This is a genomic window from Duganella zoogloeoides (assembly GCF_034479515.1).
In the GTDB taxonomy this organism is placed as follows: Bacteria; Pseudomonadota; Gammaproteobacteria; order Burkholderiales; family Burkholderiaceae_D; genus Rugamonas; species Rugamonas zoogloeoides.
Map to the genome: position 1 here is coordinate 5,016,414 of NZ_CP140152.1, position 16,418 is coordinate 5,032,831.

The 16,418-nt window shown below is 63.6% G+C and carries 16 protein-coding genes; 11 read left to right on the forward strand and 5 right to left on the reverse strand.

Annotated elements, in window-relative coordinates; genetic code table 11:
- The first annotated feature begins 59 nt into the window (after window positions 1-59).
- The 11 genes from SR858_RS22160 to SR858_RS22210 all read left to right on the forward strand — a co-directional run bounded on the left by SR858_RS22160 (window position 60) and on the right by SR858_RS22210 (window position 10,890).
- Window positions 60-1,160 (forward strand): PhoH family protein, encoded by a 1,101-nt coding sequence (locus tag SR858_RS22160; protein ID WP_019921363.1) that lies wholly within the window; start codon window positions 60-62, stop codon window positions 1,158-1,160.
- Window positions 1,144-1,635, forward strand: a complete 492-nt coding sequence (ybeY, locus tag SR858_RS22165; RefSeq protein ID WP_019921362.1) for an rRNA maturation RNase YbeY — start codon at window positions 1,144-1,146, stop codon at window positions 1,633-1,635. The genes SR858_RS22160 and ybeY overlap by 17 nt, the downstream gene beginning before the upstream one ends.
- A 98-nt stretch (window positions 1,636-1,733) precedes the next feature.
- Window positions 1,734-2,618 carry an HlyC/CorC family transporter gene (locus SR858_RS22170; protein WP_019921361.1) on the forward strand — a complete coding sequence of 295 codons (885 nt, stop codon included), beginning with the start codon at window positions 1,734-1,736 and terminating at the stop codon, window positions 2,616-2,618.
- Window positions 2,618-4,213 carry an apolipoprotein N-acyltransferase gene (gene lnt, locus SR858_RS22175; RefSeq protein ID WP_019921360.1) on the forward strand — a complete coding sequence of 532 codons (1,596 nt, stop codon included), beginning with the start codon at window positions 2,618-2,620 and terminating at the stop codon, window positions 4,211-4,213. Before SR858_RS22170 ends, lnt begins: the two co-directional genes overlap by 1 nt.
- Window positions 4,214-4,319: 106 nt before the next feature.
- The gene (glyQ, locus tag SR858_RS22180; RefSeq protein WP_019921359.1) at window positions 4,320-5,243 is read left to right on the forward strand and encodes a glycine--tRNA ligase subunit alpha; all 924 of its coding nucleotides are present in this window, start codon (window positions 4,320-4,322) and stop codon (window positions 5,241-5,243) included.
- A gap of 15 nt (window positions 5,244-5,258) precedes the next feature.
- A complete protein-coding gene (gene glyS, locus SR858_RS22185; RefSeq protein ID WP_019921358.1) occupies window positions 5,259-7,367 on the forward strand; it encodes a glycine--tRNA ligase subunit beta in 2,109 nt (702 codons plus the stop codon).
- Window positions 7,368-7,382: 15 nt separating this feature from the next.
- Window positions 7,383-7,967 (forward strand): D-glycero-beta-D-manno-heptose 1,7-bisphosphate 7-phosphatase, encoded by a 585-nt coding sequence (gene gmhB, locus SR858_RS22190; protein WP_040377751.1) that lies wholly within the window; start codon window positions 7,383-7,385, stop codon window positions 7,965-7,967.
- 66 nt (window positions 7,968-8,033) lie between these two features.
- Complete coding sequence (locus tag SR858_RS22195) at window positions 8,034-8,735, forward strand: lysophospholipid acyltransferase family protein (RefSeq protein WP_373922119.1); 702 nt, start codon at window positions 8,034-8,036, stop codon at window positions 8,733-8,735.
- A gap of 26 nt (window positions 8,736-8,761) precedes the next feature.
- Complete coding sequence (locus tag SR858_RS22200) at window positions 8,762-9,802, forward strand: M48 family metallopeptidase (protein ID WP_019921355.1); 1,041 nt, start codon at window positions 8,762-8,764, stop codon at window positions 9,800-9,802.
- A gap of 81 nt (window positions 9,803-9,883) precedes the next feature.
- The gene (locus tag SR858_RS22205) at window positions 9,884-10,063 is read left to right on the forward strand and encodes a hypothetical protein (RefSeq protein ID WP_084669928.1); all 180 of its coding nucleotides are present in this window, start codon (window positions 9,884-9,886) and stop codon (window positions 10,061-10,063) included.
- Window positions 10,064-10,161: 98 nt separating this feature from the next.
- Complete coding sequence (locus SR858_RS22210; RefSeq protein ID WP_019921354.1) at window positions 10,162-10,890, forward strand: hypothetical protein; 729 nt, start codon at window positions 10,162-10,164, stop codon at window positions 10,888-10,890.
- Here the strand turns inward: SR858_RS22210 and waaA are convergent.
- The 5 genes from waaA to SR858_RS22235 all read right to left on the reverse strand — a co-directional run bounded on the left by waaA (window position 10,884) and on the right by SR858_RS22235 (window position 16,264).
- The gene (waaA, locus tag SR858_RS22215) at window positions 10,884-12,185 is read right to left on the reverse strand and encodes a lipid IV(A) 3-deoxy-D-manno-octulosonic acid transferase (protein WP_019921353.1); all 1,302 of its coding nucleotides are present in this window, start codon (window positions 12,183-12,185) and stop codon (window positions 10,884-10,886) included. The genes SR858_RS22210 and waaA overlap by 7 nt on opposite strands.
- Window position 12,186: 1 nt before the next feature.
- Window positions 12,187-13,209: a lipopolysaccharide heptosyltransferase I gene (waaC, locus tag SR858_RS22220; protein ID WP_019921352.1), complete on the reverse strand. Its 1,023-nt coding sequence runs from the start codon at window positions 13,207-13,209 to the stop codon at window positions 12,187-12,189.
- 4 nt (window positions 13,210-13,213) lie between these two features.
- On the reverse strand, window positions 13,214-14,596 hold the full coding sequence (locus tag SR858_RS22225; RefSeq protein ID WP_019921351.1) for a phosphomannomutase/phosphoglucomutase: 1,383 nt from the start codon (window positions 14,594-14,596) through the stop codon (window positions 13,214-13,216).
- 196 nt (window positions 14,597-14,792) lie between these two features.
- Window positions 14,793-15,107, reverse strand: coding sequence for an H-NS histone family protein (locus SR858_RS22230; protein WP_026637202.1), 315 nt, complete (start codon window positions 15,105-15,107; stop codon window positions 14,793-14,795).
- A gap of 65 nt (window positions 15,108-15,172) precedes the next feature.
- Window positions 15,173-16,264, reverse strand: coding sequence for an MraY family glycosyltransferase (locus tag SR858_RS22235; protein ID WP_026637201.1), 1,092 nt, complete (start codon window positions 16,262-16,264; stop codon window positions 15,173-15,175).
- Window positions 16,265-16,418: the final 154 nt, after the last annotated feature.

Below are 16,418 nucleotides of genomic sequence, written 5' to 3' on the forward strand. Positions count from 1 at the left end.
TTACGCTAAACTAGCGGCTACGCGCACCGGCGCCCCCTCCTCCATAAAGCCCAACGCCATTGAAAACCAAGACCCCAATCCAGCCGCACTACTTCGTCCCCGAGCCGCTCGATAACACGCGCCTGGCCCACCTGTGCGGCCCCCTCGACGAAAACCTGCGCCAGATTTCGGCGGCGCTGGATGTCACCATTTTCCGGCGCGGCGAGAAATTCATCGTCAGCGGCTACAACGCCGAACGCGCGGTGCAAATCCTCGAAAAGTTCTACGCCATCGCCAACAAGGTGGTGCCGATCGAGGAAGTGCAACTGGCGCTGGTCGAGCAACGAGCCGGCCTCAACGCTGCTGCCGCAGCCGCGTCCGCCGCCACCTCGGATGCGTCCGCACCCGTGAAGGAAGCCGCGCGCGTGGTGGCTGCCGCGCCGTTCGTCGAGCCCGACATCAACAGCCCGGTGCTGAAAACCCGCCGCGCCGACCTGCGCGGACGCACGCCGCACCAGATCCGCTACCTGCGCAACATCCTCGAGCACGACATCAGCTTCGGCGTGGGTCCGGCCGGCACCGGCAAAACCTACCTGGCCGTGGCCTGCGCGGTCGATGCGCTCGAACGCGACGCCGTCAAGCGCATCATCCTCACCCGCCCCGCCGTGGAAGCGGGCGAACGCCTGGGCTTCCTGCCCGGCGACCTGACCCAAAAAGTCGATCCGTACCTGCGCCCGCTGTACGACGCGCTGTACGACCTGCTCGGCTTCGACCGCACCCAGAAGATGTTCGAGAAACAGGTGATCGAGATCGCTCCGCTGGCGTACATGCGCGGGCGCACGCTCAACCACGCATTCGTCATCCTCGACGAGGCGCAGAACACCACGGTCGAACAAATGAAGATGTTCCTCACCCGGATCGGCTTCGGCAGCAAGGCCGTGGTGACCGGCGACGTCACGCAAGTCGACTTGCACAAGAGCCAGAAAAGCGGCCTGGTCGATGCAGTCCAGGTGCTCAAGGACGTGCGCGGCGTGGCCTTCAGCCACTTCACCAGCGAAGACGTGGTGCGCCACCCGCTGGTGGGCCGGATTGTCGATGCCTACGAGACCGCGCAAAACCACGAGGCGGAAATCGCCCCCCTGCTCAAAACCACCGCCCTGAAAAATGTCCGAAAAAAATAGTCCGCAGTCACTGACGCTGTCGGTGCAATATCCCGATCCGCGCCTGAAAACCCTGGTCACCCGTGCCAAGCTCAAGCGCTGGATCGGCGCCGCGCTGTTCGCGCCGGCCGAGCTGACCATCCGCTTTGTCGATGCCGACGAAGGCCGCACCCTGAACCGCGACTATCGCGGCAAGGACTACGCCACCAACGTGCTCACCTTCGCCTACAACGAAGGTGAAGAATTGCCGGACGATGCGCCCACCGTGGCCGACATCATCCTGTGCACCGACGTGCTGGAGCGGGAAGCAGCCGAACAGAACAAGACGGTGGAAGAACACACGGCGCACCTGATCGTGCACGGCGTGCTGCACGCCCAGGGCTATGACCACGAGGACGACGAGGAAGCGACCGAGATGGAAACGCTCGAAACGGAACTGCTGGGAACGCTCGGTTTTGCCGATCCTTATGTCCAGGAGAAGACCGGTCAACAGTAGGAACTTCCGCGAACATGGCTGGTTTTTTTGACAAAAGCCTCTGATCGACACCATTTGGTGTATCCTATACCCCTTCAAAACAATGGCTCACGCCTACTATGCAAGAGCACTCTAGTGGCGTCAAAACTGACGCCAAACCCCATCGGTCGCTGTTTGAACGCCTGACCGCCTTTATCTCCCCCGAGCCCGAGAACCGCGCGGAACTGCTCGAGGTTCTCCATGACGCCCACGAACGCAACCTGATCGACGCCGACGCCTTGTCGATGATCGAAGGCGTGTTCCAGGTGTCCGACCTGTCCGCCCGCGACATCATGGTGCCGCGTTCGCAAATGGACGTGATCGACATTTCCCGCCCGATCGAGGAATGGATGCCGATCGTGCTGGAAACCGCCCACTCGCGCTTTCCCGCCATCGAAGGCGAGCGCGACAAGGTAATCGGCATCCTGCTGGCCAAAGACCTGCTGCGCTACTATGCCGAAGAATCGTTCGACGTGCGCGCCATGCTGCGCCCGGCCGTGTTCATCCCCGAATCGAAACGCCTCAATGTGCTGTTGCGCGACTTCCGCGCCACCCACAACCACATGGCCATCGTGGTCGATGAATACAGCGGTGTTGCCGGCCTGATCACCATCGAGGACGTGCTCGAGCAAATCGTCGGCGACATCGAAGACGAGTACGACTTCGATGAGGAAGAAGACAACATCCTGTCGATCAAGGAAGGTCCGCGCGGACCACGCTGGCGCGTCAAGGCACTGACCGAGATCGCGCAATTCAACGAAGAGCTCGATACCGAACTGCCGGACGACGATGTCGACACCATTGGCGGCCTGGTCGCCAAGCACCTGTCACGCATGCCGCACAAGGGCGACGTCTTCAATTACCAGGGCTTGCGCTTCGAAGTCCTGCGTGCCGACGCCCGCCAGATCCACGTGCTGCTGGTGGAAAAACTGCCACCGGCCCCAAGCGACGGCGACGTCCTGTAATGCGCTTTCGCCGCGCCGATCCCAACGCTCCACCCAAGCCACAGCGCAGCACCCAGGGCCGCATGCTCGTCACGGCCCTGGCCGGCGCGCTGTGCGTGCTGGGCTTTGCGCCGTTCGGCTGGTGGCCACTGGAAATCCTGGGCCTGGCCACCCTGTTCTACCAGGTCCTGCGCAGCAGCAGCGTCAAAGCTGCCGGCCTGATCGGTTGGGCGTTCGGCTTCGGCTGGACCGCCGCCGGCGTCCACTGGCTCTACGTTTCCCTGCATGACCACGGCGGCATGGCCGCACCGCTGGCGGCGGTCGCTGTCGCCCTGCTGGCCTGGGCCATGGGCATTTACGTGGCGCTGGCCATGGGCACGGCTGCCTGGCTGCGCAAAAAATGGGCGCTGCCGCTGCCGGCCGCCAACTTGCTGCTGCTGCCGGCCTTGTGGGCGCTGTTCGAGTGGCTGCGCGGCTGGTTGTTTACCGGTTTCCCTTGGCTGTCGTCGGGCTATGCGCACAATCACAGCCCTCTTGCCGGATTCGCGCCCATCGTTGGCGTGTATGGCCTGGGCTGGCTGGCGGCGCTGATCGCCGGCGCCCTGCTGCTGGTATTCCACCGTACCCGCCTGCGCGCGCTGGCACTGGTAGTGGTAGTGTCGGTGGTTGGCGTCGGCCTGGGCTTTATCACCTGGACCCACCCGCAAGGCAACCTCATCTCGGTGCGCCTGATCCAGGGCAATGTGCCACAGGCAGAAAAATTCGACGGCTCGCGCGTGGCGGCCGTGATGCGCCAGTACCAGGACGCGATTACCGCCGCGCCGGCCGACCTGATCGCCACGCCGGAAACGGCCATCGTCATGCTGCCGCAGCAACTGCCGCCCGACTACCTGCCCGGCCTGGCGCAATTCATGCACCAGACCAATAGCAACCTGATCCTCGGCATCCCGATGGCCGACAGCCGCACCGCGTATTTCAACAGCGTACTCGGCATCGCCGCCAACCCGGGCGCGGCGCAGGTGGCGGGCGGCTACTACCGCTACGACAAGCACCACCTGGTGCCGTACGGCGAGTTCATCCCGTGGGGCTTCCGCTGGTTCGTCAACCTGATGTCGATCCCGCTCGGCGACCAGACCAGCGGCCCGGACATCCAGCCCGCGTTTGCCATCCGCGACCAGCTGGTGTTGCCCAATATCTGCTACGAGGACTTGTTTGGCGAGGAAATCGCCGCGCAACTGAACACCCCGGCGCAGGGCCAGCAGCCGGCCACCATGCTGCTCAACGTCTCGAACCTGGCCTGGTTTGGCGACACCATCGCCATCCCCCAGCATTTGCAGATCTCGCAGATGCGCACGCTGGAAACGGGACGCCCGATGCTGCGCGCCACCAATACCGGCGCCACCGCCATTATCGATGGCCGCGGCGTCGTGCGCGAACAGCTGGCGGTGAACACCACCGGCACGCTGGCCGCCAACGTCCAGGGCATGGCGGGCACCACGCCGTACATTGTGCTGGGCAATAAATTGTTCCTGGCGCTGGCGCTGCTGTCATTGGGCGGAGCGTGGCTGTGGGCAAAACGGTCACGGACGGCGAAAAACGCCGCCGCCGCAGCGTAGGAGCCGATAGTTTGGCGCCAGCCCCCGTAAAACCCGCTAAAATTGCTCCTTTAGTGAAACTGCAACCCGCGCGCCCGCCCACCTGGCGCGCCCTAGACCACACACGATGCTGACATTCCAACAAATTATCCTGACCTTGCAAACCTATTGGGACCAGCAAGGTTGCGCCCTGCTCCAGCCCTACGACATGGAAGTCGGCGCCGGCACGTTCCACACCGGCACCTTCCTGCGCGCCATCGGCCCCGAGCCATGGCGCGCCGCCTATGTGCAGCCGTCGCGCCGTCCCAAGGATGGCCGCTACGGCGAAAATCCGAATCGCGGCCAGCACTACTACCAGTACCAGGTGGTGATGAAGCCGGCGCCGGAAAACATCCTCGACCTGTACCTCGGTTCGCTGGCTGCGCTGGGCCTGGACCTGAAGCAGAACGACGTGCGTTTCGTGGAAGACGACTGGGAGTCGCCAACCCTGGGCGCCTGGGGACTCGGTTGGGAAGTGTGGCTGAACGGCATGGAAGTGACGCAATTTACGTACTTCCAGCAAGTAGGCGGCCTCGACTGCAAGCCGGTGCTCGGCGAAATCACCTATGGTGTCGAACGCCTGGCAATGTACCTGCAGGGTGTGGAAAACATGTACGACCTGGTGTGGACCACCTGGGAAGAAAACGGGGCGGCCGGCGAACCGGTCACCAAGACGTTGAAGTACGGCGATGTCTTCCATCAAAATGAAGTGGAACAGTCGGCCTACAACTTCGAGCATTCGAACACCGAGCTGCTGTTTGCCCAGTTCAACAACCACGAGTCCGAAGCCAAGCGCCTGATCGAAGCGCAGCTGACCTTGCCAGCTTACGAGCAGATCATGAAGGCCTCGCACAGCTTCAACCTGCTCGACGCGCGCGGCGCCATTTCCGTGACCGAGCGCGCCGCCTACATCGGCCGTGTACGCGCCCTGTCGCGCCTGGTTGCGCAAGCGTATTACGAATCGCGCGAACGCCTCGGTTTCCCGCTGGCTCCCGCTGCAGCTACTGAATAATCAGAATTGAATAACATGACTCACACCCTGCTCATCGAACTGCTGACCGAAGAACTGCCACCCAAGGCGCTTGCCAAACTGGGCAAGGCATTTGCCGACGGCATCGTCAACGGCCTGAAATCGCGCGACTACCTGGAAGCGGACAGCGTCGCCACGTCGTACGCCACGCCGCGCCGCCTGGCCGTGTCCATCACCCGCGTGCGCGCCACGTCGCCCGATAAATCGATCCGCGAAAAAGTGCTGCCGGTGTCGGTGGCGCTCGATGCATCGGGCAACCCGACCGCACCGCTGGCGAAAAAACTGAACGCGCTGGGCTTCCCCAACCTGACCGTGGCCGAACTCGAGCGCGCCCAGGACGGCAAGGCCGAGAGCTTCTTCTACACCTACACCGCCGCCGGCAGCGCGCTGCAAGCAGGCCTGCAAGCGGCGCTGGAAGAATCGGTGGCCAAGCTGCCTATCCCGAAAGTAATGAGCTACCAGCGTCCCGACGGCGCCACCGTGCAGTTCGTGCGCCCGGCGCACCGCCTGGTCGCGCTGCATGGGGCCACCGTGCTGCCTTTGAGCCTGCTGGGTTTGACCGCATCGAACGTGACCGAAGGCCACCGCTTCCTGACCGCTCCCGGCCAGCGCGACGTCACCATCAGCGACGCCGACAGCTATGCCGCCACCCTTGCAGCACAAGGAAAAGTTTTGGCCGGCGTGGACCAGCGCAAGGAAAAAATCCGCGCCGAGTTGCTGGCCGCCGCCGGCGCCGACCAGGTGCTGATGCCCGAAGCGCTGCTCGACGAAGTGACTGCCCTGGTCGAATGGCCGGTGGTGTACGCCTGCCATTTCGAGGAAGAGTTCCTGGCCGTGCCGCAGGAATGCCTGATCCTCACCATGCAGACCAACCAGAAATACTTTGCGCTGACCGATGCCGACGGCAAGCTGCGTTCGCGCTTCCTGATCGTCTCCAACATCGCCACCGACACCCCGCAGGCGATTATCGGCGGTAACGAGCGCGTGGTGCGCCCGCGCCTGTCCGACGCCAAGTTCTTCTTCGAGCAGGACAAGAAGAAGACACTGGAGTCGCGCCTGCCCCTGCTCAAGAACGTCGTGTACCACAACAAGCTGGGCACGCAAGCCGAGCGCAGCGAGCGCGTCTCGGGCCTGGCCGGCTTCATCGCCACCCAGATCGGCGGCGACACCGCCATGGCCACCCGCGCCGCCAAGCTGTCGAAGGCCGACCTGCTGACCGACATGGTCGGCGAGTTCCCCGAGCTGCAAGGCATCATGGGCACCTACTACGCCCGCAACGACGGCGAGCCGGAAGACGTGGCGCTGGCAGCGTCCGAACACTACCAGCCGCGCTTTGCCGGCGACGCGCTGCCGTCCACCGTCACCGGCACTGCGGTGGCGCTGGCCGACAAGCTCGAAACCCTGGTGGGCATCTGGTCGATCGGCCTGCAGCCGACCGGCGACAAGGACCCGTTCGCGCTGCGCCGCCATGCCCTCGGTGTGCTGCGCATGCTGATCGAAAAACGCCTGATCCTGTCGATCAGCGGCCTGCTCGAAGCGTCGGCCCAGCAGTTCACCGGCGTGGCCGGCTTTACCGATCCGGCGCGTGACGTCTCCGCCTTCATGATGGACCGCCTGCGCGGCATCCTGCGCGAACGCGGCTTCTCGCCGAATGAAATCGAAGCGGTCGTGGCGCAAAACCCGGACCGCCTGGACGACATCGTGCAGCGCCTGGAAGCAGTGAAAGCGTTTGCCGCGCTGCCGGAAGCGGCCTCGCTGGCTGCCGCCAACAAGCGCATCACCAACATCCTGAAAAAGAACGAAGCAGCGCTGGCTGCCGTGGGCGCGCTTGTCGTCGATACCGCCCTGCTGCAAGACCAGGCCGAAAAAGACCTGGCTGCTGCGGTCACCCGCGTGCAGCCCGACATCGACGCGGCGTTCATCCGCGGCGACTTTGAAGACGCACTGAAAACCCTGGCGCAACTGCGCGACGCGGTCGATGCCTTTTTCAACGATGTGATGGTGATGGCCGAGGACGTTGCCCTGCGCAACAACCGCCTGGCCTTGCTGTCGTCGCTGCACGGCATGATGAACCGCGTGGCCGACATTTCGAAGCTGGCGGCGTAAATGGGCGCCCCTTCCTTGAAACTGATCATTCTCGACCGTGACGGCGTGATCAACCACGACTCGCCCGACTTCATCAAGTCGCCGGCCGAGTGGATCCCGGTGCCCGGCTCGCTCGAGGCGATCGCGCGCCTGAACCAGGCCGGCTACCGGGTGGTCATCGCGTCGAACCAGTCGGGCATCGCCCGCGAACTGTTCGACATGGCCACCCTCAACGCCATCCACCACAAGATGCACAGCCTGGCGCAGCAAGTGGGCGCCGATATCGACGCGGTATTTTTCTGTCCGCACGCGGCGGCCGACAACTGCGATTGCCGCAAACCGAAGCCGGGCATGTTTTCCGAAATCGCCCAGCGCTACAAGCTCAGTCTCAAAGGCGTGCCGGTGGTGGGCGATTCGCTGCGCGACCTGCAGGCGGGGTATGTCAGCGGCTGCGTGCCGTACCTGGTGTTGACCGGCAAGGGCGAAAAAACCCAGGCCACCGGCGGCCTGCCGCCCGGCACGCAAGTGTTCGCGGACCTGGCGGCCATGGTGGCGCACCTGCTCAAGACTGCCGCCGCAGCCACACCAACGACTACACCGGCGCCTGCCATCAATCAATAAAAGTATCTGGAGTCTGCATTGGGTCATCCCGTTTTATTTTTGCGTTCGCTGCTGTTCACCATCGTGATGATCGTGGCCACCGTGATCTGGTCGCTGGTATGCTTCCTGGCCGCGCCGCTGCCTTACAACAAGCGCTTCTGGGTCACATCGCGCTGGAACGTGTTCATCGTCTGGTGCCTGAAGGTGATCTGCGGCATCCGTTACGAAATCCGCGGCGCCGAAAACTTCCCGGATGCGCCGGCCGTGGTGCTGTCGAAGCACCAGTCGGCGTGGGAAACCATCTTCCTGCTGCCCAACTTGCCGCGTCCGCTGGTGTTCGTGTTCAAGAAAGAGATCCTGTACATTCCGTTCTTCGGCTGGGCCATGGCGCTGATGCGCATGATTCCGATCGACCGTAAGCAGGGCAAGAACGCCTTCAAGCACGTGGTGCGGATCGGCAAAAAACGGCTGGCCGACGGCCAGTGGATCATCATGTTCCCTGAAGGGACACGGATTCCCGTGGGCCAGGCCGGCAAGTACAAGAGCGGCGGCACCCGGCTGGCGATCGCCACCGGCGCGGTGGTGGTACCGATCGCCCACAACTCGGGCGAATGCTGGCCAAAAAATTCTTTCATCAAACGGCCCGGGCTTGTTACAGTATCGATTGGCAAGCCTATTTCTTCCGAAGGACAAACGCCGGACGGCATGATGCAACAGGTGGAAAATTGGATAGAATCAGAAATGCGCGTCATTTCGCCCCACGCCTACAACGCTGGCTCGACGACCTGACACGGTCAGACCCGCTGCACCAGCAGGTGCCAGCGCAGACAGCGACGGCGGCACAGCCCGCCGCGGCTGCTGCTATCGACCAGCCCGACCTGTTCGGCCGCGAGGCGGCCCCGCCGCCCCGCTCGGTGTACACGGCGCCGGTCTGGTCGGTACCCCCGCCGGCCGCCAAGCCGCCGCCGGTTTCGCCCTATGTGAGCCAGCCGGTCACGCCGTCTGCTACGTCGCCCCATACGCCGCACCTCGTACCGCACCTCACACCGCATGTAACGCCATCGGTCCCGCCCGCAATCGCCGTGCCCGTCAAGTCCCGCACGCCGGCGCCCCCGCCGGAACACAGCTCCAAGCGCCAGTTGCAAGTAGGCGAATTCATCCTCGAATACGAACTGCGCCGCTCGACGCGCCGCTCGATCGGTTTCATGATCGACGACGACGGCCTGCGCGTGACCGCCCCCAAGCGCGTGACAATTACCGAGATCGACAACGCCATCCGCACCAAGCAGGGCTGGATCCTGGCCAAGCTCAAGGAACGCCGTGAACGCCGCGCCGCCCGGCTGCAAAAGCCGCCGGTAGAATGGATCGACGGCGCCCAGCTGCCCTACCTTGGCGCCGACATCACGCTGCGCCTGCTGGTCGGCGGCCGCTACCGCAGCAGTTTCGATGCCGCCACGCGCGAACTGACCATGGTGCTGCTGCCGGGCGCCACCGAACACACGCTCAAGGAGCGCGTCAAAGCGTGGTACCAGCACGAAGCGAAGCAGTTGTTCGTGCAGCGTCTGGATTTATACGCGGAAAGGCTGGGAGTGCACTACAGCTCGTTCGGCCTGTCATCGGCCGGCACCCGCTGGGGCTCGTGCACGGCCGACCGCAAGATCCGCCTCAATTGGAAACTGATCCACTTCTCGCTGCCGCTGATCGACTACGTGGTCGCGCACGAACTGGCGCACACGCTGGAAATGAACCACAGCGCCGCCTTCTGGGACACGGTGGGCCAGATTTATCCAGAATACGACGACGCCCGCAACCTGCTGCGCAAACGGGCGCAGGAACTGCCGGTGCTGTTCAACTAGTCCAGTTGCTTAGTCGAAACGAGTGCGGCTTGTCAGGCTAACGTGTGAAAATGACACTTCCTTTTATTTTTCGAGGTCGTCATGGCAAACGCTGTTACACGCAATCCCGGCGATGATGCGCCCGCCGGTACGCCCGGCACTGGTGAAGATGTCTGTCCGATTTGTCACGGCAGTGGTCAGCTGGAGCAGGATGGCGATCGCGTTGCCTGTGCCAATTGTGGCGGAACCGGCGTCATCATCGCAGGTATCGGCGGCGGTTGAGATTGTTGGGCGTGTGCCTCATGAATTAAATTGTTCTGGTCAGAAATGATATGGAGGCAGCAAAATAGGCGCCTTACTATCATTCCTATCAGGAAATCATGTTCGTTCAACGCCTGCGCCAGCTTTTCCCTTCCACTGTCACACTGCTCGTGTTCGCCTCGGTACTGAGCGGCTGCTCGGCGACGCCGCCGCGCACCGCTGAGGAGGACCGCAATATCAAAAAAGTCGCCATCGTGTCGCTGCTCGAGGAAAAGACGCCGGTGGTCCACTTCGGCCTGACCGTGTTCAATAACGACCAAAAGGTCGTCGATCAGAAAGGCGAATTGAACCGCACTGCGTTGCGCGTGGTGGAGCAGCGCCTGCAAGCGGCCCGTCCGCAATGGTCGGTCGTTGCGGTCCCGCCCGATACCGCGCTGGCGGAAAAATTGAACGGCGGCACCCCCTGGGTCTCCCTCACCCATCGCGTCAAGCCCGAATTGCAGGCGATCGCGCGCGACACCGGTGCCGACCTAGTGTTCGTGGTCCTCGATACCACCAGCGACAACCCCTATGCGCGCGGCATGGGCATCCGCACCAGGACCATGAACAAGGAAAATGTGGGTGCGGCCACCATCCATGCGCGCATCGTGCTGGCACTGCTGGACAAGAATGGCGAGGAAATCCGGATGTCCGGCGGCCCGGACGGCAGCGTACCTGCTACGGAAATCGGACTCAACTACGATTTGTCGAGCCTGCAGGACCCCGCCGTGGAGCAGCGTACTGCTGCAGCAATCCGCAAGCAGCTCGACACCACGCTGCAGCAAGCAGCCGGCAAAATGGGTTACTGATCGCCCGCTGTGCTGCGCAGCAGCGGCTGCAACAGCACCAGCGTGCGCGCGGTGGCGCCGCGGTGCTGGCTGGCGAATGCCAGCGCCCTGGCACCCATGGCGCTGCGCGCTTCCATATCGTTGAGCAGGCTTGCCGCCTGCGCCATCAGTTCGGGGGCGTCCGCCACGCGCATGGCGCCGCCGGCGGCCACTGCCTCCTGTGTCACCAGCTCGAAATTGAAGGTGTGCGGGCCGATCAGTACCGGCTTGCCCAGCGCGGCCGGTTCGATCAGGTTCTGGCCGCCCAGCGGCAGCAGGCTGCCGCCCACGAAAGCGACGTCGCACACGTCGTAGTACGCAAACATCTCCCCCATCGTATCACCGAGCATCACGTCGATATGGGCTGCCAGCGATGCGCTCGGCTCCAGCGTACTGCGGCGCTGTACATTGAGCCCCTGCCAGCCGATCATTTTTTCCACGTCGTCAAAGCGCTGCGGATGGCGCGGCACGATCAGCAACAAGGTTTTGGCCGGCAGCGCGGCGCGGTCGCGGCGGAAGGCTTCCAGGACCAACGCTTCTTCGCCATCGCGGGTGCTGGCGCACAGCAGCACCGGCCGCGCGCCGATGGCCGCGCGCAAGGTGGCGCCCACGGCCAGCGCCGCCGGCGGCACCACCACGTCGAACTTGATGCTGCCCGTGACTTCCACGCGTGGCACGCCAAGCGACCGCACGCGCGCGGCATCGGCTTCTGTCTGCGCGGCCACCAGGGTGATCCCTTGCGCCGCCGCGCGGATCAGCGCACCGAGGCGCTGCGCCTTGCCCAGCGACCGCTGCGACAGGCGGGCATTGGCCAGCACCACCGGCACGCCGCGCCGGCCGCACGTGGCGATCAGGTTCGGCCACACCTCGGTTTCCATCAGGATGCATACCGACGGCTTGAAATGCCGGATGAAGCCGGACACCATCAGGCCGGTGTCGTACGGCAGATAGGCTTGCACCAGCCGCGCGCCATGCCTGGCGAACAGCGTGCGGCCGGTGTCGCGGCCGGTGGGCGTCATGTGGGTGAGCACGATGCGGCCATGCGGATATTCGGCCAGCAAGGCATTGACCAGCGGCTCGGCGGCGCGCGTTTCGCCTACCGAAACCGCGTGCACCCACAACACCGGTGCGGCAGAAGATGTCGCAGCCTTGCCATACAGTCCCAGGCGCTCGGCCCAGTGCTGGCGGTAGCCCGGTTCGCGGCGGCCGCGCAGCCACAGGCGCGCCAGCACCAGCGGCAGGGCCAGCCACCACGCCAATGTATAGAGCAGGCGCATGTCAGGTCCCGGCCAGCAGGGAGCGGGCGGCGGCCAGCACCTGGTCCGCCGTGGGTGGCGTGCCGGTGTCGCCCAGGTTGATGATGCGCGGCGACCAGTTGCCTTCGGTCTTCCAGCGCGGCGAATCGGCATAGATTTCCACCGTGGGCCGCACGAAGGCGGCAGCGATGTGGGTCAGGCCGGTATCGACGCCGATCACCAGGTCGGCGCGGCGCGCCAGCAGCACCGCGTCCGCCATCGACAGCTTGGGCAGCAGTTGCGCATTGGGCAGGCTGGCGGCCAGGTGTTCTGCTTCCGCCTTTTCCTTGGGCGACCCCCACGGCAGCAGGACGTTCATGGGCGCCAGCGCACGGCCCAGGGCGATCCAGTGGTCGGGCGCCCATTTCTTGGCGTCACGCGCGGTGCCGTGGAAGAACACGGCGTACGCGGGCGGCATCCAGTCGGGACGCGGGGTATCGTCCGCCAACGGCGCCAGGCCGAAATCGGCCGGATTGTTGGCAACATCGTCCACCGGGTAGCCGAGCGCGGCGGCGGCAACAATGCGTCCGCGCGCCACCGCATGGGTGCGCGGGTCGGTCGGCACGCTGAGGTTGTGGAAGATGCGCGAGATGCCTTCGTAGCCCGAGCCTTCGCTGCCGTTGGCCATGCCGACCTTGCGCCCGCCCTTGACCACGCGCGCCGCACCCATGATGACGCCGGTCTTGAGCAAGCCCTGGGTGTCGAACACGTAGTCATACTCTTGCGCGCGCAGGGTGCGGAAAAACGCCTTGATCTCGGCCCGCGTTTCAGGCTTGCCCAGGCTTTTGCGCCAGCGCCGCAGCGCAAACGGAATGATGGTGCGCACGCGCGGGTTGAGCCGCACCAGGCTGACAAAGCCCTCCTCCACCACCCAGTCGATATTGGCGTCCGGGAAGTGGCGGGCGATGTCGGCCACCATGGGCAGGTTGTGCAGCACATCGCCCAGCGACGACACGCGCACCAGCAAAATATTCAGCGGCTTGCCGCCGCGCGCTTGCGTCGCCATGGGTTTAGAACGGCAGCTCGGCGTCCGGTTTGGCAGCCAGGATCACATCGCGGAACTGGCCCTGGATGCGCGCCAGTGCGGCCGGCGTTTCGGCTTCGAACCGCATCACGATCACCGGCGTGGTGTTGGACGAACGTGCCAGGCCGAAGCCGTCTTCGTATTCCACGCGCAGGCCGTCGATGGTGATGATCTGCTTGTTGCCCGGGAACTGCGCGTTGGCGCGCAAGTGGTCCATGACGATGAAGTTCTCGCCTTCGGCCAGGTGCAGGTGCAGCTCGGGCGTGCTGTCGGACTGCGGCAGCGCGTTGAGCAGCGCCGATGGATCGGCCTGTTTGGTAAGGATTTCCAGCATGCGGGCGCCGGCGTACAGGCCGTCATCGAAACCGTACCAACGGTCCTTGAAGAAGATATGACCGCTCATTTCGCCGCCCAGTGGCGCACCGGTTTCCTTGAGCTTGGCTTTTACCAGCGAGTGGCCGGTCTTGTACATCAGTGGCACGCCGCCCGACTTCTCGATGTACGGTGCCAGGTGGCGCGTGCACTTGACGTCGTACAGGATCTGCTCGCCAGGGTTACGCGACAATACATCTTCCGCGAACAACATCATCTGGCGGTCCGGGTAAATGATCTGGCCATCCTTGGTCACCAGGCCCAGGCGATCGCCGTCGCCGTCGAAGGCCAGGCCGATCTCGGCATCGGTCTCCTGCAGGGCGCGGATCAGGTCTTGCAGGTTTTCCGGGTGGGCCGGATCGGGATGGTGGTTGGGGAAGGTACCGTCCACCTCGCAGAACAGTTCGATCACTTCGCAACCCATGCCACGGTACAGGTCGCCAGCAAATGCGCCGGCCACGCCATTGCCGCAATCGACGGCGATCTTGATCGGTCGCGCCACCTTGACGTCGCCGATGATGCGTTCGAGGTACTGGGCGCGGATGTCGTGGGTGCTATAGCTGCCCGGCACGGCGGCCTGGGAACCATCGTGATCGACGATGCTCTGGTACAGCGCGGTGATCGATTCACCGTGGATGGCCTCGCCGGCGAGCACCATCTTGAAACCGTTGTAGTCCGGTGGATTGTGGCTGCCGGTGACCATGATGCCCGAGGCCGCGCCCAGCACGTTGGTGCCGAAATACACCATCGGCGTGGCTACCACGCCCAGGTCGATCACGTTGACACCGGCCGCTTGCAAGCCCTGCGCCAGCGCCGCTGTCAGCGCCGGGCCCGACAGACGACCGTCGCGGCCGATCACCACGGCTCGCTCGCCCTTGGCCAAGGCCGCCTGGCCGAAGGCCTGGCCGATCTGGCGCGCTACGCCCTCGTCGAGGGTTTTATCGATGATGCCGCGGATGTCGTAAGCCTTGAAGATCGTCTTGGATAAGGAAACCATAATGAATGTCAGTCGTGCCCTTGCTGGCGGTGCGAACCGTCAGAGAGAAGCGGGAGTGGAAGGAACCCTGATGGGAAGTTGCGGCAGTGGCTAAAAACTTAACCACTTGATGTCAATGCCATAATGCTGACATAGTAAGTGCGATGGCGGCGACAGGCAAGCCCCGGCGCCGTTTTGCCGGGACCGGCAGAGGGAGTCAGATTTTCAGGCCGGCGATATCGTTGCCGCCGTCCACCCAATCCTTGACCCATTTCGGCTGGCGGCCGCGACCGGTCCACTGTTGCGAGGCATCGGCCGGGTTGCGGTAGCGTGCGGCCACCGGTCCGGTACGACCACCGCGCACCTGGGCGGCGCCCAGCAGTTCCTTGAGCGGCAAACCGACGCTGCGCGCGATGGCGTGGATTTGCTCCAGCGCCTCGGAACGGTCCTGGCTGGCGCGCTGCTTCAGTTCGTCTTTTAACTGCTCCTGCAAATCACGTAATTGTGCAGAAGTTAATTTACTCAAGTCCATATTGATCCTTTAAGTGATGACTATATATTTTCACTGCCAGAATATATTACTGCATCAGGGACAGATCACGGTTTCTTATGCCTGATCATCCAGCGCGGCGCTTTAAAACGCACGATGCGCACATAAATCCAGATGTAGCTGGCCATAAATACCAGGCAACACGCAATTAATACGGTGGTGTTATTCCAGAACAGCGTGGCCGGTATCACCGCCGACAGCGAAAACAGCCACAGATAAGGCGAGGTCAGCGAATTGCGGCGCACCAGTGCCCGCGCTTCCTTGCGCCCCACGGCCCACTGCACCACGCGCCGGAAGATCAGGCTGTGCAAATGTATGCCATCTGGAATTGCCGGTGATTTTCCGCGTACAAACATTCTGCGATACACCGAGAACAGCGTTTCAAATGCCGGATAGATCAGCAACAGCGCCGCATACCAGGTCGATACCTCGGGATTACGCATGACCAGCAACAAGGCCAGTTCGCCCAGCATGAAACCGATGAAATAGGCGCCGCCGTCGCCGAGAAAGATCAGCCCCACCGGGTAGTTCCAGATCAAAAAGCCGGCAGTGGCGCCGGCCACCATCAGTGCGGCCACCAGCACGAAGGTGTCGTTCACTTGCAGCGCGACATAGCCAAGCGACAGCAACATGCAGATGCACACCACGCTGGCCAGTCCATTGAAACCGTCGATGATATTAATGGCGTTGGCGATGCCCGAGACGGCCAGCACCGTCAGCGGCAGGGTGAACCACCAGTACCCCAGCGGCAGCACGGTAAATGGCCAGTCGATGCGGTCGATGCGGGCGTCGAGCAGGAAAAAGCCGAGCGCAGCGGCGGCCATGGTCAGCAGCAGGCGGCGCGCCGGGCTGACCCGGCCCGTGTAGTCTTCGACGATGCCGCCGGCGAACGCTACGGCCGAGCACAGCAGCAAAGCCGCCAGCCACGATCCCATGGTGGGCACGCGCCAGATGGAAATGGCGGAGCTGAGCGCCACCGCCAGGAAAATCGACAGTCCGCCAATGCGCGCCACCCGGTGCGCATGGACCTTCTGCACGCCGGCGACGGCATCGAGTGCCGGCCCATGCAGGCGTGACTCCTTAATTACCAGCAAGGTCAGTAGTGCGGAAGCGATAAAGCTCAACAAAAAAGAGAACATAGGTGGTCCATATTACCGAAGGCGCCTGCTACGTCGGACGGCTGGGTTGTCAGCACGTCAACTCGATTGTACCGGATAGCCGGCCGCAGTCACGCATCGGTGGAGATCTATGCGCAAAGCAAGGGAGAGTAACGATGCGCGGCGCAAAAATGTG